This window comes from Paenibacillus sp. Marseille-Q9583, from assembly GCF_976954365.1.
Genome location: NZ_CDRJTB010000051.1, coordinates 1 through 21,790, shown reverse-complemented (window position 1 = coordinate 21,790; position 21,790 = coordinate 1). Strand labels below are relative to the sequence as shown.

18 protein-coding genes and 1 pseudogene are annotated in these 21,790 nt (G+C 42.1%); 16 read left to right on the top strand and 3 right to left on the bottom strand.

What is annotated here, in order from left to right; genetic code table 11:
• The first annotated feature begins 52 nt into the window (after positions 1 to 52).
• The 13 genes from ACWNM1_RS20930 to ACWNM1_RS20870 all read left to right on the top strand — a co-directional run bounded on the left by ACWNM1_RS20930 (position 53) and on the right by ACWNM1_RS20870 (position 16,589).
• Positions 53 to 538 carry a hypothetical protein gene (locus ACWNM1_RS20930; protein WP_449602507.1) on the top strand — a complete coding sequence of 162 codons (486 nt, stop codon included), beginning with the start codon at positions 53 to 55 and terminating at the stop codon, positions 536 to 538.
• A 194-nt stretch (positions 539 to 732) separates the two neighbouring features.
• Entirely contained in the window at positions 733 to 2,703 is a 1,971-nt protein-coding gene (locus tag ACWNM1_RS20925; protein ID WP_449602506.1) for a serine hydrolase, read from the top strand.
• 824 nt (positions 2,704 to 3,527) lie between these two features.
• Positions 3,528 to 4,394: a carbohydrate ABC transporter permease gene (locus ACWNM1_RS20920; RefSeq protein ID WP_449602505.1), complete on the top strand. Its 867-nt coding sequence runs from the start codon at positions 3,528 to 3,530 to the stop codon at positions 4,392 to 4,394.
• 61 nt (positions 4,395 to 4,455) lie between these two features.
• Positions 4,456 to 5,286, top strand: a complete 831-nt coding sequence (locus tag ACWNM1_RS20915) for a carbohydrate ABC transporter permease (RefSeq protein ID WP_449602534.1) — start codon at positions 4,456 to 4,458, stop codon at positions 5,284 to 5,286.
• Between the two features lie 69 nt (positions 5,287 to 5,355).
• On the top strand, positions 5,356 to 6,516 hold the full coding sequence (locus ACWNM1_RS20910; RefSeq protein ID WP_449602504.1) for an efflux RND transporter periplasmic adaptor subunit: 1,161 nt from the start codon (positions 5,356 to 5,358) through the stop codon (positions 6,514 to 6,516).
• 42 nt (positions 6,517 to 6,558) lie between these two features.
• Positions 6,559 to 7,872 (top strand): ABC transporter substrate-binding protein, encoded by a 1,314-nt coding sequence (locus ACWNM1_RS20905; RefSeq protein WP_449602503.1) that lies wholly within the window; start codon positions 6,559 to 6,561, stop codon positions 7,870 to 7,872.
• Positions 7,873 to 9,041: 1,169 nt separating this feature from the next.
• Positions 9,042 to 9,581, top strand: coding sequence for an adenylyl-sulfate kinase (cysC, locus tag ACWNM1_RS20900; protein ID WP_449602533.1), 540 nt, complete (start codon positions 9,042 to 9,044; stop codon positions 9,579 to 9,581).
• Between the two features lie 190 nt (positions 9,582 to 9,771).
• The gene (locus ACWNM1_RS20895) at positions 9,772 to 11,751 is read left to right on the top strand and encodes an ABC transporter substrate-binding protein (protein WP_449602502.1); all 1,980 of its coding nucleotides are present in this window, start codon (positions 9,772 to 9,774) and stop codon (positions 11,749 to 11,751) included.
• Between the two features lie 84 nt (positions 11,752 to 11,835).
• On the top strand, positions 11,836 to 12,864 hold the full coding sequence (locus tag ACWNM1_RS20890; protein ID WP_449602501.1) for a FecCD family ABC transporter permease: 1,029 nt from the start codon (positions 11,836 to 11,838) through the stop codon (positions 12,862 to 12,864).
• Positions 12,857 to 13,858: a FecCD family ABC transporter permease gene (locus tag ACWNM1_RS20885; RefSeq protein ID WP_449602500.1), complete on the top strand. Its 1,002-nt coding sequence runs from the start codon at positions 12,857 to 12,859 to the stop codon at positions 13,856 to 13,858. The genes ACWNM1_RS20890 and ACWNM1_RS20885 overlap by 8 nt, the downstream gene beginning before the upstream one ends.
• Before the next feature lie 39 nt (positions 13,859 to 13,897).
• Entirely contained in the window at positions 13,898 to 14,959 is a 1,062-nt protein-coding gene (locus tag ACWNM1_RS20880; protein WP_449602499.1) for an NAD(P)/FAD-dependent oxidoreductase, read from the top strand.
• A 235-nt stretch (positions 14,960 to 15,194) separates the two neighbouring features.
• Positions 15,195 to 15,974: an SDR family oxidoreductase gene (locus ACWNM1_RS20875; protein WP_449602498.1), complete on the top strand. Its 780-nt coding sequence runs from the start codon at positions 15,195 to 15,197 to the stop codon at positions 15,972 to 15,974.
• Between the two features lie 138 nt (positions 15,975 to 16,112).
• Positions 16,113 to 16,589, top strand: coding sequence for a GNAT family N-acetyltransferase (locus ACWNM1_RS20870; protein ID WP_094874754.1), 477 nt, complete (start codon positions 16,113 to 16,115; stop codon positions 16,587 to 16,589).
• A gap of 172 nt (positions 16,590 to 16,761) precedes the next feature.
• Here ACWNM1_RS20870 and ACWNM1_RS20865 read toward each other — a convergent pair whose 3' ends face one another.
• From ACWNM1_RS20865 to ACWNM1_RS20855, 3 genes and pseudogenes are all read right to left on the bottom strand, one after another.
• Complete coding sequence (locus tag ACWNM1_RS20865; RefSeq protein ID WP_449602497.1) at positions 16,762 to 17,121, bottom strand: VOC family protein; 360 nt, start codon at positions 17,119 to 17,121, stop codon at positions 16,762 to 16,764.
• Positions 17,122 to 17,175: 54 nt separating this feature from the next.
• A pseudogene (locus ACWNM1_RS20860) lies at positions 17,176 to 17,637 on the bottom strand (SRPBCC family protein).
• A 73-nt stretch (positions 17,638 to 17,710) separates the two neighbouring features.
• Positions 17,711 to 18,532 (bottom strand): helix-turn-helix domain-containing protein, encoded by an 822-nt coding sequence (locus ACWNM1_RS20855; RefSeq protein ID WP_449602496.1) that lies wholly within the window; start codon positions 18,530 to 18,532, stop codon positions 17,711 to 17,713.
• Between the two features lie 124 nt (positions 18,533 to 18,656).
• On the opposite strand from ACWNM1_RS20855, the gene ACWNM1_RS20850 reads away from it, so the two are divergent.
• The 3 genes from ACWNM1_RS20850 to ACWNM1_RS20840 all read left to right on the top strand — a co-directional run.
• A complete protein-coding gene (locus ACWNM1_RS20850) occupies positions 18,657 to 19,370 on the top strand; it encodes a class I SAM-dependent methyltransferase (protein ID WP_449602495.1) in 714 nt (237 codons plus the stop codon).
• Between the two features lie 9 nt (positions 19,371 to 19,379).
• Complete coding sequence (locus ACWNM1_RS20845; protein WP_449602494.1) at positions 19,380 to 20,129, top strand: DUF4184 family protein; 750 nt, start codon at positions 19,380 to 19,382, stop codon at positions 20,127 to 20,129.
• Positions 20,130 to 20,983: 854 nt separating this feature from the next.
• Positions 20,984 to 21,790: histidine kinase dimerization/phospho-acceptor domain-containing protein (locus tag ACWNM1_RS20840; protein ID WP_449602493.1), on the top strand; the 807-nt coding region annotated here is incomplete at its 3' end.

Below are 21,790 nucleotides of genomic sequence, written 5' to 3'. Positions count from 1 at the left end.
CATTTTTTATAACATATGGTAATCTATATGGACGTGAGAAAAGGAGGGGCACATGGATCATATAGGGGTTTATAGAGTAAGGCGTCCGTCGTTAATACCACTTCTGGTGTATATCAGTCTGCTAATGGGGATTCAATTATTTCAAATTTATAATCTAAACTATCGCTATACAAGTAGTGACAACTTAGTGCTTTCTTGTTTACTTTATGGTCAGGCTATTTTGTGTTTGATTGTTGCAATTGTTTTAGTCTACAGGATATTTACGATCAGAAGAGTTGTTGAAATTCAGATTCAACCGGAATCTATATTAATAGAAGATCTAGGAATAGAAGCAGAGCGGATTAATGACATATATATAAAAGGATATTTTAGTCCTGTAGTTGGGATTAGGCCTAAAGTGAATAAATTTGTTCCTTATAAATTATGCTTTAATTTTCTGTCACAAAAAGATGAAGATGAAATAATGAAACAGTTAAAAGCTTGGGCCGAGCGAAATCAGATCAAAGTAACTCATAAAAATTTTTCAAGATGGCTATAAGCTCTTCTAGACTAATATACGAAATGAAAGACACTGACTCCTTGTTGGTGTCTTTTTTTTGATCAACCTACACGTCATATGACATGTAACAAAGCTAAGTGGTGACAGAACGTTTCTAGCTTGAATGACATTCCATTTGTGATACTCAGAACAGGTTCACTATTCACAAATCACCCTATAGAGGAGAATGGATTATGAAGAAAAAGACACGCAGGCTCAGCGTCATCGCACTAATATTATCAACAACTGTATTTACAGCATGTTCAGCACCAGTCTCCACTAACGCAACCAGTTCGAAAGGATCTTTTAATGGAAAAGAAATCGAGGCTTTCGCGGACCCAATATTTGCGCAGAAAATGAAGGAATACAATGTGAACGGATCCAATTTTGTCGTGGTTAAAGACGGAAAGGTGCTCGTGAATAAAGGGTACGGATATGCGGACAAAGAAAAGAAAACACTTGTCGATAAGAATACCGTCTTTCAGATCGCATCCGTGTCGAAGACATTTACCGCACTAGCAGCTCTGCAGCTAGTGGAACAAGGAAAGATGGATCTTGATCACGATATCAATGGGTATCTTGGAGGTATGAAAGTACCAAATGAAACGGAAACTCCGTTAACCTTAAGAAATATGTTATCTTACACAACGGGCTTTGATTACCCGGATAAAGCTAACTTTGTTGCACCGGAATATGTAGATCAAGACATTCCCATGAAAAAGTTTATGACGGAGCATATGCCGACGGTCGTTCGGACACCTGGTGAAGCGTATACCTATGATAATTTTGCGTTTTTACTTGCGGGCTATGCGATTGAGAACGTAAGTGGCATCCCGTTTTATAAGTATATGGAGAACCAGGTGTTTAAACCTTTAGGAATGAACTCTACTAGTTCTCGATTTACCCCAGAGCTTTTAGATAGAATGGCTACACATTATGGACCAGATGGTAAACCTCATCCAACCTTTGGGCATGCGCCTACCGATGGGCCACAGGGCAGCATCCTATCCACAGGAGAAGATATGGCTAAATATTTAACTCTTTTTCAACAACAGGGTAGCGTGAATGGAAAGCAAATCATTAGTAAAGAAACCACGGAGATGATGCAAACGTACTCCGTTTTTGCGAATGAATCGCTTCCGATGACGACGGTTGGAGGATTTGAAGGGTATCGTAATGATCTGATGAATGGCCATCATGTGGTTCTCAAAGGTGGAAATATGCCTGGTCATCAATCACTGATCGTATTATTGCCTGAGGAGAATATGGCTTTCTACATGTCCTATAACAATGACACAATGATGAGTTTAGATATTTATGAAGCCTTGATGGATCACTATTTTCCTGAAAAGAAAGCTCCAGAGGCGCCAACGTATCTCCCATTGCCTGCATCAGAAGCTGCTAAATATACTGGAACTTATTTGAACACCAGATTCTATTTCTTGAAATCGAACTTCACCTATGCAGACGGCAATCTGATTATGGAGACTGGAACAAGCGGTACACATACGTTACGAATGATTAATCCGCTATTGTTCGAAGATGAATTAGGTAACAAATTGGCCTTTAAAAAAGATCATAAAGATCAGATCGAATACTTCTATTATACGAATCCTAATAGCCCAGACTTTGTTTCAGATGCTCGTAAGGTCCATACGAAGCCAGCATTCGCTGATGTATCTGAGGAGAGCGCTTATAAATCTTACATCGACAACCTGTATTCGCTGGATGTGATAAGTGCTAAATCTGGCAACCATTTCGAACCGCAGGGAACGATGACGCAAGGTGAGTTTATGGATGCGCTAATTCTTGCCCATGGTTGGTACGGCTTTCCTCATTTAATTGAGGGGAATAAAGAATTAACGAAAAAAGGAATCCCTGGTTTTGATCGTAATGCAGTCATCACAAGACAAGTAGCAGCCGTTATGATTCAAAATCTAAAACAAGCTAAGCAAGCTTCAGAAATTACGCTTAAAGGTGACACAGACTCATGGGCCACTGATTCGATCATAGCATTAGTGTCACAAGGCATTGTAGATCCTGATACAAAAGTGAATGATGACGGGACTGTCGATTTTCGTTCTAAAAAGCCTTTGCTTCGCCAAGAAGCGAGTGCATTACTTGATCTTGCTTTTGGATACTATACGTTGCCAATCAAACACTAAGAATTGGACACCTCAGAGAGACTCTTTGGGGTGTTTTTTTTAATGATAGGTTTAAGAGTCAACGAGTACGGTAATTTTGGTTATCAACTGCGAATAATTTCTCCTCGTAGCGTTCGTTTGCAATAGATTGTACTACGCGAATTCCGCCTACATTATCCTCAATACGTAACAACATAGTTCAGAATGCTATTAAGTGCATAGATGGCGAGTAGGGCCAGACAGGCCCACACGATAAGCGACCAGTTGCCATTAGGTAGTAAGTCATCAATAAAGCTACTTACCGCAAGCGGCAATGCCAGTTCTAGCAGCCAGAAACGTCGAATCAACGGCAATATTTAGTGAAAAAGAGTCTGCTATCTATTGTAGTGTTGGTCGTCAGTGGTGTTTGGAATACCCAAGCAGCTATTCAGTCATGTAACAACGATTCCTACACATGTTGTCGATGGGGCAAAGCTATGTGCAGCTGAAGCTGCTGTTCTGACCCGGTATTGATGCTTGCTGGCTTGCTTCAGACTCCTGAAGAAGACATCCATTACTATTTACAATCGTTTTGCAGCATACTCATCAAAATTAAATCCAAGCCTGAAATTTAAGGAAATTTTAACATTTACCCTACTTCTTTTTTAAACAGTTGTCCTTATTCTAAATGAGTGGAGGAGAAAGCTGAGGATGAAGAAGTGTTTTTTTGGTTTGTCCTACTTCTATTATTGGGTTATGTAGTCTTTCAAAATCGTCACTATGGGATTTCGGACAACAATATGGATGGAGTCATTGTAACGGTGTACCCTTGAACAGTAATTATTGAAAGGACGATGAAGACAACAATGAAGAAATGGATCCGCAAAGATACTTCAGCGGCATTGATGTTTCTCGCGCCGAGTGGTATCGGATTTGCGCTGTTCTACCTTATTCCGTTTGCGATGGGAGTGTTCTATTCTTTTATGAACAGTACGGTAGACGGCCAATTTGTGGGATTGGATAATTATCGCGAGCTGCTCGCGAGTAATTCCTTCAGAGAGGAAGCATCCAATACGTTTTATTTTAGCGTGATCAGTGTTCCGCTTATGCTTGTGCTGTCGCTAGGTTTGGCGATGCTGTTGAATAAAAATATTTATTTTCGAAAATGGCTACGGACTGTATTTGTGTTACCGCTTGTCGTTCCAGTCGCCTCGATTATTCTGATCTGGCAGATGCTGTTCGATTGGAACGGCTCCCTGAATGCTTGGATGAGCTACTTTGGATCCGAACGTGTGGATTGGATGAAGACCGATGCGGCCCGAAATGTCGTCATTGTCGTGTATTTATGGAAGAACATCGGCTATAACGTCATATTGTTTTTGGCGGGACTACAGCAAATCCCGAAGGATTACTACGAAACCGCCCAAATTGAAGGGGCAGGGCGTTTGCGGCAGTTTAGAAGTATTACACTTGTCTATCTAACATCCACGATGTTCTTTGTAGTGATCATGTCGATCATTAACTCATTTAAAGTATTTCGGGAAACGTATTTGATCGCAGGCGATTATCCGCATGACAGTATATACATGATGCAGCACTATATGAACAACATGTTCATGTCGTTGGATATTCAGAAGCTGACTGCGGCTGCGACTTTGATGTTTGGTTGTATTTTTCTGATCGTCATGGGATTGTTTGCGATTGAACGCCGGCATCGGCAGTTCATGGAATAGGGGGTAGAGAAGGGTTGTGCCAGTTACTAAAATATTGAAAAAAATTTCGTTAACGGTCGTCATGGTCGCTATCGCGGTCATGTTATTATTCCCTATTGTAATCACTTTCACAAATTCGATCATGACAGAACAAGAAATTGGCATCAATTATGGGCCCATAGGGCAGATGAACGAAGCGGTTGCAGGGAGATCAAATCCTTTTGTGAATTTAAAATTGCTGCCGGATAAAGTGTCCTTGGAGCAGTATGACAAGATTTTGGTGGGTAGCCCAAAATATCTGATGATGTTCTGGAATTCGGTATTCATGGTGGTGCCGATCATCGCAGGGCAGACCATCATAGCAGCACTGGCTGCGTACGCGTTCTCCAAGCTAAAATTTCGCGGCCGAGAGCCCTTGTTTCTCGTCTATGTCTTGACGATGCTCATGCCATTCCAAGTGACGCTAGTACCGAATTACATTATGGCGGATAAGCTTGGGCTGTTGAATAGTCCAAATGCGATTATATTACCTGGGATTTTCGCAGCTTTCGGTGTGTTTATGCTCAGGCAGTTCATGCTGGCTATTCCATATGCCTACATCGAAGCGGCCAAGATCGATGGATCCGGACATTTGCGGATATTCTGCACCATTATCATCCCGATGATCAAGCCAGGTTTGGCTGCACTCGTTATTTTATTGTTTGTCGACTATTGGAACATGGTGGAGCAGCCACTTATTTTTCTGGACGATCCGTTCAAGCAGCCGCTATCGGTTTATTTATCCATGATCAATAAAGAGAAGGGGATTGCTTTCGCTGCATCGGTGCTCTACATGTCTCCGATGGTGCTGTTGTTTCTGTATGCAGAGTCGTATTTCATTGAAGGCATTCAATTGTCTGGCATCAAGGGGTAATGTTTGCGAGGTTGATGCTTACGAAGTAAACTTTCCTACGGAAAGTTCTTAGGAGGAGAAGAACGGGATATGGAGTTAGAAAAAGTAGCGGCTGATCGTAGGCGCAAACGAATCATTCAGATCGTGTTCATTATTTTTATGGGATTGTTAATCTTCTTTACGTTGTTCAGTAACACGCTACAGTCGCTGACCTTGCCGAAAGTGAGAACGGAAAAGCCGGCTGCTGGAAGTCTTGTACTTACGATCGAAGGTAGCGGAATACTGCAACCGCTCGCCGAAGCTAAACTATCGAATGCTGCCGGCTGGAAGGTCCAAAAGATTCTCGTGAAAGAGGGAGATCGTGTGAAGAAGGGGCAGAAGTTAATCATCTATGACAGCAAATCTGCCGAACGAGAATTGGAAGATGAAATAACCAATTTAGAAAAACAGCAAATCGAGCAGCAGAATATTCAAGATCAGTTCATTCAGTCGAGCATGGAAGGGGACGAACTCAAGATTCGGAATGCAAGACGTACTATCGAGACAGGTAAACTTAATCTACATATGCAGGAACGTAAAATTAACGAGATGAGAGATAAATTGACAAGCCAACAAGATATTGCCGCCCCTTTCGATGGTATTATAGCGAAATTGAATGCCGTTGAAGGGTTAACATCAGCGGGAGAACCGGATGTTCTTATCTCGAACAGCAGGCTAGGTTATCGATTCGACATATCTGCTGATTCAAAGGTGTTGTCCAGCTTAGGGATTTCGATCGGAGAGAAGATCGAGGTCGAGGTAAATACTGTCCAAGAACAACAGGCCCGTATGATCGAAGGCACGATTGAGGAAGTGGCGAATGAACAACCACGTATCGAGAGCTCATCTAGTGAAGAGGGGGGGCAGACCATAACGATCCCTCAGAAGGTTCTTCGCATAAAGGTCGTTAACTCTGAACTGAAAGGGGGTGAGCAAGCAAAGATCAAACTTGAGAAAGGTTCACGGCAAGAGGGATTGCTCGTTTCCAATAAGGCTATTCACGAGGACCGTGGCGGCATGTTTGTTTATAGAGTTGAAGAACAGAGAGGGGCATTAGGAAATGTCTTTGTTGCCCGTAAAGTCCTCATTCATACAAGTGAAACGAATGACAAAGAAACGATGATCCAATCGGATAGCCTGTATGAGGAAGAACTGATTATTCTGGAAAGCAGTGAGCCTTTACAAGACGGAAACCGTATTCGAATGGAATAGTTAAGCATTTATGCGATAAAAATTATAGGAGGAATTTATACGATGAAAAAGTGGCTAGGGATGATATGTGTTGGTATTTTAATAACGACAACGACTGCATGCGGTTCTGGAGGTAGTGAGGAATTGGCAAGTAAGGAGAAACAGGTAATTAAAGAGGGCAAAACAGTCGTTACTTTGTCTATCCAACAACCGAGCGAATTTCTTAAGACAGCAGAGAAAAAGTTTGAAGAAAAGTATCCGGACATTGATCTTCAAATTCAGACTACAGATGATTATGAAAAATACACAAAAACGACGAATACAGCGCTGCTATCAGGAAAGGGTCCGGATATCTTCGAAATAACCGGCCGCATGCCTATCGATGATTTCGTGAGCAAAAAGCTTCTCCTGAACATGGATGACTCCATGGAACAAGACAAAACGTTGAATAAAAGCGATTTGAAAATGAACGTATTGGAACTATTGAAGATGAATGGCGGTATGTATGCCATGCCTCTCGGATTCGGGATGAGTTTATTCGCAGGAGACGGGAACGTGATTAAGAACTCCACTGTGAAGATTGACGACAAGAGCTGGAACTGGAATACCTTTGAGGATATCTCGAAGCAGCTCATTCAACAGGCAGAGAAGGGTGGCAAGAAACAGTTTTATGGCTTGGCTTATTACCCGGCGGATAGCATTCTCACGAACATGGTCGCGGACAATTACGCGGAGTTCGTCGACCTCACGGCGAAAAAGGCAAAGTTCGACTCCCCCGAATTCGTGGAACTGATGCAGAATATCAAAACAATGTTTGATGAAAAAGTCATGACTGAGGAGCTAGCGGAAACGGACAATCAGTTGTTTTCTCACGTCAATTTAACGTCGGTAGACTATATCGGCGGCTTATATTCACACTTTGAAAATCCGGTACTGCTGCAACAGCCGCATATAGGGAAATCAGAAGGAACGCGGATATTTCCTTTATCCCAAATTGCGATACGGGCCAATTCTCCGGTGAAGGACGAAGCGTGGAAGTTCATTTCCTTCCTATTATCTGACGAGGCACAATCGCTGCAAGAGAGAGAAGGTTTCTCCCTGCTAGCATCTGTGGACGATAAAAAACTGAACGAGATTCAGGAACAAGTTAAAAGCGGAACATACAAGCTCTTGGACGGCAAAAAGGCCAAGGTATCGGATGAAGAATTTACGCAATTCAAACATTTAGTTAATGGCACGTATCGATACGAGGACGCGGATGGTAAAGTAATGCGCATGATATCCGAAGATTCCGTATTCTTCTTCAGTGGACAAAAGTCCGCAGAGGAAGTTGCCAAGCTTATCCAGAACAAGGTGACAATCTATTTAAACGAATAGGAAACAATAAAACTGAAGCAGCTTCCCTGTGAGCTGCTTTTTAAAGCTATATAGATTGAACTAAAGTTTGCGCTCACAAGTTCAATCATTTCTAAAGAGAATCATGAATATGAGGGTTCGTCTTTAGTACAATCTATTAATTAACATGGAAAACCAGCTATTCATGCTATTCAATCGCAATCGATAGATTTGGCCATTTTGGATATTATGCTGGCTGAGCTGGATAGTTACGAGGTCACCCGTCAATTTCGGGAAAAGAATCATCTGCCGATCATTTTTTAAGTGCCAAGACCTCTGATCTTGATAACTCAAACCTCGCAGAGCGAAAATAAGCGTAAATCCTAGGTGGAATTGGTATCGAAGATCATAGAATAGGAGGGCTTACAAAAATAGAAAACACCGTTTCTGTTTGGTATAGTGATTGTGACGAGCAATCAACTCTCCCAAGGAATTAAACCTGCAATCAAAGAAATTAACGTTCTGCGTCATTAAAGGAATACGAAGATCAATAAAAGTTCGGCTATACCGCAGCGTACCTGTTCCTGAAAAATATTGAATTTAAGATAGAGGATATTAGAGAATGTAAGCCAGATCCCCAGTTTTTTAATAGTGAAAAAGAGTATAAGAGAAGGATGAGAATCCCACATTTTCTCGTGTTTAAATGTATAAAATAAATTGTCGAAGTAACGCTAGTCTAATGAGCATATGAATTCAAAGAATTGCAATGAGGAGGTTTAAAGATGAAGTGGATGCCATTTATACGCCCAACTGAGCATTATGATCAACAAATTATAGATATCGATGAGCAGATTTATGCATTGATAAAACAACGTAAGGATTGATTTTTTTATACACTGACCTCTATACGACAATACAGTAATGCAAGTGTTATCACGCTTAGTATAGATTGGGATATTACCTCTGAATTATATGCCAATAAACTTAACCATTTTGAGCTGTATATAGGAGAAGCGTATGACAGTAGAATGACGAATGGCGGAAGTTCATCAGGGCATGCAGCTTATAACTACGTAGTATCTCCGCCACTCCCCGACGATATCTCCGGTATTAAATTAGAGTTCAGGGAATTTAGTTCACCCTTAAAGAAGGATGGGACAGGTACTGAAATTGTGTTTAAGCTAGAATAACTATACAAGGTATTTTTAACAATAGAATCTAGCAGGAAGAGGTACGTATCTATGAATCAAATGATATGGCTAACTGGACTATCGGGTTCAGGTAAATCTACGCTTGCAGAGGAACTGAAAAATCACATTGAGAATTGCTACATTCTGGATGGTGATACATTGAGGAGAGGTATTAATCAGGATCTTCAATTTAGCGAAGAGGATCGATTGGAAGTTGGTAGAAGAATTGGTGAGATAGGTAAGATTCTGCTTGATGCGAACCTGAATGTGATCGTTGCCTCGATCTCTCCATACCGCTCCACACGTGATAAGGTCCGTTCTCTCATAGGGGACTCCTACAAGGAAGTTTATGTGCAATGCCCTTTGGAAGTATGTGAGAAGAGAGATCCGAAAGGTCTATATAAACAAGCAAGAGCCGGACAAATCAAGCATTTTACGGGTATTGATTCTCCATATGAGGAGCCCGTTAGCCCGGATGTGATCGTAGAGACAGACAAGTTTTCCTTAGATGAATGTGTGTCGAAAATCCTTCAACACACATCAGCTATGGGGAGGAAATAAAACATTTATTAAATTTGATAGAAAAGACGAGCAAACCATCAACGGTTGCTCGTCTTTTTTACGTTCCATTGTCAGTAACACTGCTGGAAAATAGTTCTGCGAATATCATTGTAAATGATAATCATTATCATATATGATGGGGGTATAAATCTCTCAACATGGAGTGATAGAGAAGGGGGAGCGCAAGACAGTGACATTGAATGATCAAGCTTTGCTATGGAATCAGGCATTCATCAAGATCATAGATATACGACATACAAGAATGGAACAAGGCGAGGAGCTGTACGCGTACAGAATGCCCTCAAGCGTCTTCTTATATGTGACTAGAGGTAGCGCACATCTCCAACTGGACGGCATAGCACACCGCGTCAGCCGCTTTTCCTTGCTCCATGGTGGCAAGGGTCTCTACCTTGATATTACGGCAGATGAGCTGCTGGAATACTATATTATTTTGTATAAAGCGGTACTAGCACTACCATCCCGTCAAGAAACGATCAAGCTGATGGAGAAGCACAATCCGTTTCAAATGCAATATGTATTTAAGCCCCATTATCCGATTTCCGTTTTCCATCATGTCACCTCCATGAGCAAGGAGTGGCATCGTTCAGATCTTCTCAATAAGCTTCAAGTTAAAGCAATATTTTATCAAATGGTTTATGAAATTCTAGAGCAGATGGAACGCCAGAATATCATAGCCGTTAAGCCTGACTTGGTGGCCCAAGCGGTTCGTTATATTCATGAACGCTATCGGGAGCCGATAACGCTTGAGACGCTGCTTGAACATCTTAGTTGCAGCTCCAGACAGCTACTACACGCCTTTAAGAAGCAAGTGAGAACGAGCCCGATCGATTATTTGATTCAATTGCGGATGAGCAAAGCGAAGCAGTTGCTTCTATCCACAGATTTCACGCTGAAGGAAATCGCCGAGAGTGTAGGCTATACCGACAGCTATTATTTCAGCCGTATCTTCAAGAAATACGAGGGTGTTTCTCCCACCAGCTTTAAAGAAGCAGCGTTGCAACAGGAGCAGCGTCGAAATAATCCATCCTTCGTGTTCAGATCTCCCATTGTTGCTAGAAGGCAGCAACGTTATATTGGTAATGAGTTTGAGAATCATTATCAATATAAAAGAGAAGGGGAAATACCGATGTATCGTAAGTCAAGAACAACAATGGCAGCAACCTTATTATTTTGTTTCGTTCTCTTTTTGAGCGCATGCTCGACAGGGGGAACGAATGTCACACCGACAAGCAACAGCACTTCTACTAATAATGTTGCAACTTCCGCAAGTCCAGCTGCGAGTCCGTCGACGGATGTAAGTAATGACACAAGAGTGATTAAGCATGCGATGGGGGAAGAAACGCTTACCGGCGCCCCTGAACGTGTTGTCATATTGACCAATGAAGGAACAGAGGCACTTTTGGCACTGGGCATCAAACCGGTCGGAGCCGTTCAGTCTTGGATTGGTGACCCTTGGTACGACCATATCAAGAAAGACATGGAAGGCGTTACGGTTGTAGGAGACGAGCTTCAGCCGAATATTGAATTGATCGCGAGCCTCAAGCCGGATCTGATTATCGGTAATAAGGTCAGACAAGAGAAAATCTACGACCAATTAAAGCAGATAGCTCCGACGATATTCTCCGATGACCTGGCAGGAGATTGGAAGATTAATTTCAAGCTCTACTCCGAAGCTTTAAACAAGCAGGAAGAAGGAGCGCAGGCGATGGCGGACTTCGATAAACGAGTTGCGGAAGTCAAGGCGAACCTCGACAGCAAAGCAGACACGAAAGTGTCGGTGGTGCGCTTCTCCGCGAAACAAGTGCGTATTTATCAGAAGCAAACGTTCTCCGGCGTGCTCTTGAGCCAATTAGGAATTGCACGGCCTGAGTCGCAGGATAAAGACTCCTTTATCGAAGTTATGACCAAAGAGACAATTCCTAGCATGGATGGTGATGTGCTCTTCTATTTCGTGTCAGAGACTCCGGGCAAGGACGATGCATCGAAGGTCGTGGAGGAATGGAAAAAAGATCCGTTGTTCCAAAATTTGAGCGTTTCAAAGAACAACAAGGTGATTCAAGTCGATGAAGCGATCTGGAACTCGGCAGGCGGATATGAAGCAGCCAATCTGTTGCTGGACGAACTCGTTAAATACTTTGATGTGAAATAATAAAGGCGGATCGAATCAACAAGCTGGCGCTGTATTCGCGTCAGCTTGTTGACGATTCCGGCAGTTTAGTTGTTAAGACTGCCAATGAATAGGAGGCTCGGTGCAGACGTGAATGGTTCTTTCCTAAGCAAGCGAAAGCTCGCCGGCCTAGTTGTCGGTGCAATTTTGTTTCTAATTAGTATGTTATGCAGTGTATTGTATGGTCTTCATCAATTCAGCTTGAAAGATCTATGGCTGGCTTACAGTCAATTCAACGGTTCCAACGAACATCTTATTCTGACGAAGGTTCGTGTTCCCCGAACCCTGATTGCGGCACTGGTGGGGGCAAGTTTAGCAGTAGCCGGGGCAATTATGCAGGTTCTGACAAGAAATCCGCTGGCTTCGCCCTCTGTCTTCGGTGTAAATGCGGGCGCTGTGCTATTTATTGTCATCGGGTTACTCGTATTCGGTTCCTCGTTAACGATGAGCGGTATGGTCTGGCTTGCTTTCGCAGGTGCGGTAGCAACATCGGTGGTCGTCTATACGCTTGGATTGCAAAGAGGCGGTTTCGAGCCGGTAAAGCTGACCTTGGCCGGCGCTTGTATGGCAGCTTTCGCTTCCTCTATTACATCCGGCATTATTCTAATTAATAAGCAATCGTTGGAATCTGCCCTATTCTGGATGATCGGCTCTGTAGAAGGAAGAAATCTGGAGCATTTATTGATGGTTCTGCCTTATATGGCAATAGGAATGACGATCTCACTATTACTCTCGGGCTCGTTAAATATTATGGCGATTGGAGACGATAGCGCGAAGAGTTTGGGACAGCGTCTAACGCTGGTCCGCGTGCTGTCTGCTACGGCAATTGTACTATTGGCGGGAAGCTCGGTAGCAGCAGCTGGTCCGATTGCTTTCATAGGACTTATTGTCCCTCACTTATGCAGATACATCGTTGGGCATGATTTTAGATGGCTGCTTCCTTATACCGCATTAGTTGGGGCGATTCTTTTGGTGACTGCGGATTTAGCATCGCGCTTTATTCTGGAATCCAGAGAAGTTCCGGTTGGTGTCGCAACGGCGATTATCGGCGTTCCCTTTCTGATCCATGTGGCTAGGAGGAAACAGCATGCTTAAAGCGCGTATAGCGAAGCATTCATTCTTGTTGTTTTTAGGTTTAACTTGTCTCGTTGCCGCCTTGTCACTCCTTAGTTTATCCGTTGGGGGAGTTAGCGTACCAATAAAAGAGGTACTTGCTTCTCTTACGGGGCGAAACGCAGAAGCCAGTAACCTGATCATTATGCAGTTCCGTTTGCCTCGAATAGTGGCTGCTATACTCATTGGCGCAGCATTGGCTGTAGCGGGTGCGCTATTACAGGGCGTCATCCGCAATCCTCTCGCTTCGCCCGATCTGCTGGGTGTAACCGGAGGGGCATCGGTAGCTGTGGTTGCCTTCATGACTTTCGTGACCGGCTATAGTATCCACTGGGTACCGTTCATTGCCATCGGCGGTGCGTTGGTTGCGACAACTATTAATTATGTATTTGCTTGGAAAAAAGGTGTGTCGCCGTTTCGGCTGGTGCTGATCGGTATTGGCATTTCTACGGCAATGGGCGCGCTCACTACGTTTCTGCTAATTAGCGGGCCGGCTTATTTGGCCGCACAAGTGCTGAATTGGATGACGGGAAGCATCTACGGCACCAATTGGAGTTATATTGAAGTGCTGTGGCCATGGGTAGCGGTATTCATTCCTTTATCGCTACTGCTCGCGAAGGAATTAAATGTGCAATCCTTAGGTGAGGATGTCGCTCGCGGGCTTGGAAGCAGGCTTCAGCTAAGCCGGATGATTCTCTTATTTTATAGCGTTGCACTTGCCGGTGCTGCAGTTGGCGTAGCCGGGACGATATCGTTCATCGGATTGATGGCACCGCATATCGCCCGAATGCTTGTTGGAAATTCTTACAAGCTGATCATCCCGGTATCCGCGTTAATAGGTGCAATCATTCTACTGTTGGCGGATTTGGCAGGAAGAATGCTTTTTCAACCGCTAGATGTTCCGGCAGGCGTGTTCACAGCAGGCATTGGAGCTCCTTTTTTCATGTATCTGCTGTTTAAGCGTAAGAAGATTTAGATCTTCTTTCAAGAGGATGAGAACAGAGGGAGGCAAAGAATGGGACAGAAATTGGAGCTTTTTGACGTAACTATAATCGGCGGAGGACCGGCGGGGTTGTATGCTGCCTTTTACAGTGGAATGCGCGACATGAAGACGAAGCTGATTGAGGCGAGAGAGGAACTCGGAGGAAGGACATTAATGTATCCGGAGAAGATCGTCTGGGATGTCGGCGGTATGGCCCCGAATCGCGCAGCGCAGCTGACAAAGCTCATGATCCAGCAAGCTCAAACTTTTGATCCGACCATTGTACTGAGTCAACAAATTACCGGGTTGGAGAGATTGGTTGATGGCACGATGCGTATAACATCTGCGACCGGAGAGCAGCATTGGAGCCGGACGCTGATTTTGGCCATAGGCCATGGTGCGCTAAAGCTTGCTAAGCTTAACCTGCCTGGAGCGGAAAATTACGAAAAAAATAATCTCCATTATAACGTTACGGATGTGGCAAGCTTTCGCGGTAAAAGAGTGCTAATCTCTGGAGGCGGTGATTCAGCTGTCGATTGGGCTAATGAACTAGTAGGAATCGCTTCATCGGTTACGCTCGTGCACAGGCGGGATCGATTCAGTGGTATGGAACGGAATGTGAAGCGTATGAAGGCATCGAACGTTCAAGTTCTTACGCCATATGCCATTAAGGATTTATATGGGAATGGCAATCGTCTTGATGAGGTTTCAATAGCTCCATTAAATGCGGACGGGGAATGGACGGATGAAACAGAACAGGAGCGTCTTGCGGTGGATGCCGTCCTAATTAATCATGGGCTACGCGGGGATTTAGGTCCTATTGTAGATTGGGGGTTAGTGAGAGAGGATTGGAATTTTAATGCGGACGAGAAGCTGGCAACCAATCTTCCAGGAGTGTTCGTGGCTGGAGATACGGCAAATTACGGCAGCAAGCTTTATCTTATTGCCGGAGCTTTTACGGATGCAGCGTTAGCCGTGAACAGCGCCAAGTTGTATATCGAGCCGGATGCGTCAACAAGAGCGCAGGTCTCCTCACATAACAGTAAGTTTGATGAGAAGAACAGGGCGTTAGAACTTGTAGAGGAACGACGTTGAAGGGATGACTTACAAGCGATGTAAATTCATTAATTGTTTTGGAAAGTTTATCTATGTTTGAAGCAGAATTTCAGCTACTATTGTTAAAGGATAGAACAGTAACTGTTCCTACACTAATTCACATAATTAATAAGACGATACACTATCTCCCTTATAGATTAGTGATGCTGAATCTGCTTATGTCTATGGATCTCTACCTATCTATCCTTCTAATTTATGATCGGAGATGGTATAGATGAACTCATTGAAAAATAAAATAGCAATCGTTACTGGAGCAAGCAGATCCACAGGAATCGGTACAGCCATATGCCGTTCACTTGCAAGCCAGGGGGCAGATATTTTCTTTACGCATTGGCATCCTTTTGATGAAACGGAAGGGAATGGTGGAGAAAAGGAATGGCCGGAGCAACTTTGTGCAGAACTGAAAAGCTTGGGAGTCGGGGCGAGTCACATGGAAGCAGATTTTTCCAATCCTGAAATCTCAATAAAGATTATGGATCAGGTAGAACAAACTTTAGGAAATGCTTCCATTTTGATTAACAATGCAGCTTATTGCGTGCCCACGAATTATCAGAACCTGAGCATCACTTCGTTAGATCAACACTATGTAGTGAACAATCGTGGCACGGTTTTACTCAGTACTGAGTTTGCCAGAAGGTTCGAAAAGAATCATTCAAAGGGGACTCCAGGTAGAATTATTTTTATGGTTTCTAAAGGGCCTGACCCTGATAACCTGGCTTATATATTAACAAAGGGTGCATTAATTGGATTAATTGAACCTCTTTCAGTTGGTTTAGCTCCGCTACATATCACAGTTAATGGTTTTGATCCGGGTCCTACGGATTCCGGGTGGATAACGGATGAGATGAAAACTCATTTTTTACCTATGTTTCCAATGGGAAGAATCGGGTTGCCAGAAGATGCAGCTAGAGGCATTAGTTTCTTAGCGAGTGATGATTCGCAGTGGATTACGGGGCAAGTGATTAAGTCTGAAGGTGGATTTCTAGGAAAATAAAAGACATAAGTACTTTATCCTGGCTACCGATTGAACGGTAGCCTTTTTTGTTAGTGGGCAGACTATCGCTACAAAACATGGAGAATGATGATATAATATCCAAACTCAATGATTTAGATATGAAGGGAGAAGCCCAGCATGATTACTCTCAGAAAGATCACACTAGAAAACCGACGTGCTATTTTCAATTTGGAGGTTTCAGACGATCAACGTCGCTTCGTAGCGTCCAATTTATCAAGCATGGCTTCGTGTTATGTCCTTGTAACCAATGGTGGTCATCCATTTCCGTTTGCGATTTACGCGGATGAAGAGCCGGTTGGTTTTGTGATGATGACTTATGGTATTACTGGATATGAAGTACCCTCCTTTGTAAATGATAGCTATTGTATCTTGCGACTAATGATTGATAAACGATACCAGAATCAGGGCTACGGCCGAGAAGCCATGACAAGAATTTTAGAATTTATCCGCACTTTACCGGCAGGCCCCGCACAATATTGCTGGATTTCTTATAAGGCTGATAACTTGCCCGCTAAAAGGCTCTATGAAAGCTTCGGTTTCCGTGACAGCGGCGAAATTATTGAAGAAGAGCTAACAACCGTATTGCGACTTTAATTTGCTTTAACCTTGGGAATTTCGAACCGTTTCGTGAAATCATCGTTACTTTGAAGCAGTATCAAATCACAATTCACGTTCGGAGATGGAACTAGCTCCCATGTATTGATCGATGTCTCATAGCAATTAGTATAAACCGCTACTCGAAAATGCAAGTAACGGTTTATACTAATTATCTATATTCCAACAGTTCAATTACATTGCCAAACGGATCTACAATGGCGCTATAGATGCCTGGAGGACACTCGCGAGGTTCGTCGTATAGCACTTTGATACCAAGCAGCTTATATTGCTGAATAGAAGCGACTAGGTCCTCGACTTGGAGTCCAATTACAACTTGCGATTCTCTTGGATACTGAACTTGAGTATTGAGCTCCACTTGACAGAGTACAATCGGGATAGGTTCGTGCTTCAAGCTAACAAGGCAATCATCATATTGGGTGGAGATTTCGAATCCTAATTTATTACAATAGAAATCAATGGCAACAGTCATATCTGCTATGTTAATAGAAATAACACTGATATTAGGCATACAATTATTCCTCCAATAGGTTAGAATACATGCACAAACAAGGGATAGGATCATTTATTGACAGCACAATGTTCCTTGACCTGCCTCTAACTTGCTCTTAAGACTTGAAAGCATCTGTGCCCAAGCCTGCTCATGCCAGCTTCTAGCGGTTTGTGACGGTTCAGATTCTGTCCATCCCGAATGACATATCGTAACAAGTGTACCATCGGAAAGAGCTATCAATTTCACCTCAATCTGTGTTAGATTTGCGGGCTTATTCATGACTTCAGCGAACGGATCAGGACCTTTCCATTCAATGACGAGTGTATGAGGTGCTTCTATCCGAAGTATTTTACAACCAGCAGTACTCATCGATCGCTTGTTGATAGGATCGAATTAAAGTTCGTATTTCCCGCCTTCCTTCAATTCGATTAATACTTCTGGTGCAAACCATTCCGATAGACGATCCGCATCAGTCCATGCCTTCCATACCAATTCTAGATTACTGTTAACGACGATTTGTGATACTAGACTCATCTGGTCACCTCTTATCAGGAAGATTACTGTCGATTTGATTAAGTATATGTGATTAATCAGCTTGTAAAGTCTTCTAGTTTGCTCGCTTTCGGTTAAATTTCTCAAACAATAACAGCGGTAAATTAACGACGATTGGTGGATCATACGGGAGAGGATCTCTTAAAAGGATGTGTACGTGCAACTTCGTTGTAATATTCACTTCAACAGGTTCATCAAATTTCCCTCGCAAACATGTATCTAACTTAAAATAGTCAACAGGATTACGACTCCATGGAATACCTGCTGCAAGTATGTAATACGTACCAGGTGAGATATCAGTAAATATGCATTCGCGATTACGCATATTGAGCGCAGTACCGACGATGGGTTTTTGATCGGGAATGGGGCGTGGAAATAAACCTACAAATAATAGACCACGAAAATCCGGAGGGGTCTCTAGTTGACAGTGAATGCACATTTGTGGTGAGGATGGCAATGTATCAGATGTTAAGGGTGTGTGTTCATATTGATTCATATGGGAGAATAATTCAGACGAAGTGGCTGCAAACTTCTTAGGTGATAGGCCGACGAATTGCTTGAACCGATGATGGAAAGAGCCGGCACTTCGGAAGCCTATCGAGAGCATAATCTTCGTTAGCAACGAAGGTTGTTTCAGCAGCGCTAGTTTACCAGATTCCATCCGCAAGGCGGACAAGTATTGGCGTGGTGAAATTCCTGTTGCCTTCTTAAATATTCTAGTGAAGTGATAGGCGCTATAACCAACTAGATGAGCGAGTTGCTCTGAAGTTACTTCTTCATCAAGATGCTCCTTCATGTATTGAATAGCTAGCTCCGTCTTGTGGATATAGCTATGATGTGGTAGATGAGTAGGCTCTACGTTAACCATCTCCTTCATTATCATAGGGGGTTCATAGTGTGTAATATTAAAAAAATCCTATATATGTAGTATTTTAGGTTTTATTTGAACGCAGTACAATGCTTAGTTGAAAATATGTAATAAGGAAAGCTCGAGGTGTGATATGGACAGAGTAGCGAATATAAGAACTGAAGAGAAGAGATATCATGACTTGTGTTACGATAGTTATAATTTGTTCGAGCCAGGTTCCTGGCTACATAAACCCGTAAAGACGGTAATCGATCTATTAGAAGAATACAGAGATCAAGAATACTTAAGTGTATTAGATTTAGGAGCTGGGATTGGCAGGAATAGTATCCCCATAGCGGAATCCATGAAAAATAGAAATGGGAAGGTAGTTTGTGTTGATTTATTGGAGTCGGCCATAGAAAAATTGGAAGGCTATAGTCGAAAATTTGGAGTCGAACCATTTATTGTAACAAGACTATCTGACATTGAATATTTCATTATCGATCAAGAGGAATATGACATTATCTTAGCTGTATCTGCCTTGGAACATATAAGTTCGGAAAAAGCTCTGGAAAGTAAGCTTAACGAAATGATTATTGGAACTAAAAGAAATGGAATCAATTGCATTATTATCGGATCGAACATACAAGAGGTAAACCTTGAAAATGGACAAGAACTAGACCCGATGTTTGAAGTGAATATACCTACAGAAAGAATGATGGATTTATTAGTTCAGCAGTACACTGGATGGGAAGTTAAACAACGATCTGTAAAACAAATAGAATATGAAATTGATAGAAAAGGCCACCTCGTAAAACTGACAACAGATTGTATAACCTTTGTTGCTAAAAAAAATAATAAACACTAGGAGATTGTTATGCCTTTCACTTTTGCTCATCCTATTTTTGCACTTCCTTTTAAATATGTGAACCCAAAATACTTTAGTGCTACCGGCTTGATTCTAGGAAGTATGTCACCTGATTTTGAATATTTTATTATGCTTGAGCCCCATCAAAGTATAGGGCATTCAATAACAGGATTGTTTTTACAGACAATTCCCCTATGTGTGATTATTGCACTGATTTTCCATTTTATAGTTAAGGAGATGTTAGTATTGCATCTTCCTTCGAACTATAATATAGATCAACGAGCGTACAATACCTTGAGCAAGTGGAGATTGACCTCTAAGGGCTGGGTAGTGTTCATCATATCTGTGATTATTGGTTTCTTTACTCACGTGTTCATCGATGGTTTTACACATTTCAATGGTTACTTTGTAGAACAATTTCCCCCATTAAGGGATATAGTGATTTATAATTTCACTCTTTATAAAATATTGCAGCATTCGTTTTCCATATTCGGATTACTCATGGTAACTTGGATCATAGTTAGGTCGTTGTATCGCCATCGTGAAACGGTAACAATGATACCAACAGTTACAACGATACAAAAAAATATTTTCTGGACATCAGTAGCTGTTGTAGCGATAGCAGTAACCAGTATGAAGTTACTTTTTAGTTCGAGCAGAAATATAATTGGTATTCTTCTGGTTTCGCCTATTACAGGGGGATGTTTAGGAATATTGCTTGTATCGATCATAATAAGAGGTTTACAAAAGACAAAATAATCATAATTCGATTCGTTAAATAAATTACGAGTAAGAATATCATCGCATCATTAAAACATCCATTGAATGTTTTTTGCAATAATGGAATTAATAAAATTTCGAGACTGCGGAGAATTGTGAAATAAATTCAATGAATGGTCCTAGATTCAACTGTTGGCCATGGGGGGCCCTGTTTTTTATTAAGCACACGCCTCTTTGGGATGTAGAATGGACCGAGTGGACCTTATATCCTCCGAAATGCATGTTTTACTCGAGCTTACGGACAAATGTATGCAAAAAACCGAATACAATGTGCCGCCGGTAACGTAACGAGCTAAATGTATGCGAAAAACCGAATACAATGTACCGCCGATAACGTAAACGAGCCAAATGTATGCGAAAAATCGAATACAATGTGCCGCCGGTAACGTATACGAGCCAAATGTATGCGAAAAATCGAATACAATGTGCCACCGGTAACGTAAACGAGCCAAATGTATGCGAGAAATCGAATACAATGTGCCGCCGGTAAAGTAAACGAGCCAGCGCCGTTATTCGCCCTGATTCACCCGGAATGGGCTTGTTATTAGGGAATAAGTGCAATATGGTCCGTCCCTAATATATGTGCTTATTTCATCGAAATAAAGGCTATACGGTTGGTAAGCGGAACCTCACACGGATACGAGTATGGAATTTCGGATGTACTCAGCTTGTAACTTTACCTCCAAGGACGCCGTCGGGTCCTTTTTTTATTATTTTAAAAATGGTTGAGAAATACATAGTTAATAAGGGGAACTTTACTTATAATATTACTTTAGCGTATTTTTCCAGTACGCTGTCTTTTATGCAACACTAGGCTGAAAGGAAGTTATCCCTTGTTTGAGACTTTGCTTTTGAATTTCTTGTTTTTATTGTTTCCAATCTTAATTTTTCTACTTTTCTTTGAGAATCGTGCTTTTGCTTATAATAGTAAGATTCTAGTTCTACTGTCGGCAGTGACCATGTGTCTCTGTATAGCCAAACCTTTTAAACTCGATATGGGCTTTATTTTTGATTTGAGATATGTTCCGTTTATCATTGTGGCTCTTTTTGGTGGATACAAGAACGTTCTACCGCTATATATCCTTTTAAATATCTATCGATTCTATGTAGGTGGAGAGGGTACGTTACAATCCTTTCTTTTCGCCACTTCAATCCTGATTCTGGTTCCTCTATATAGTAAAAAGTTCTTAAAACTAGATTCGAAAAGTCGCATCATCGCGGCAACAATAATTTCTTTTCTGACAATGGGATTTTACCTAATTATATTAGGTTTTACACAGGGGAGTTTAAATAGGGAATATTGGTATCTCACCTTAAATGCCTTTACGACGCATGTCGGGGTGATGTGTATCAATATGATCTTAATAGAAAAGATTATTACTAATATTAAGAATCGCGACCGAATTATGCAATCTGAAAGATTAAATGTCGTGAGCGAGCTAGCGGCAAGTGTATCACATGAAATCAGAAACCCGCTTACAGTGACCAGCGGTTTTTTGCAGCTGTTGAATAAATCTAAGACGATCACAAGGGAGGAGAAACAGTACGTAGAGTTATCTCTATTAGAATTACAGAGGGCTGAAAAAATCGTGAGTGACTATCTTTCATTTGCTAAGCCACAATCCGATAATATGGTTTAT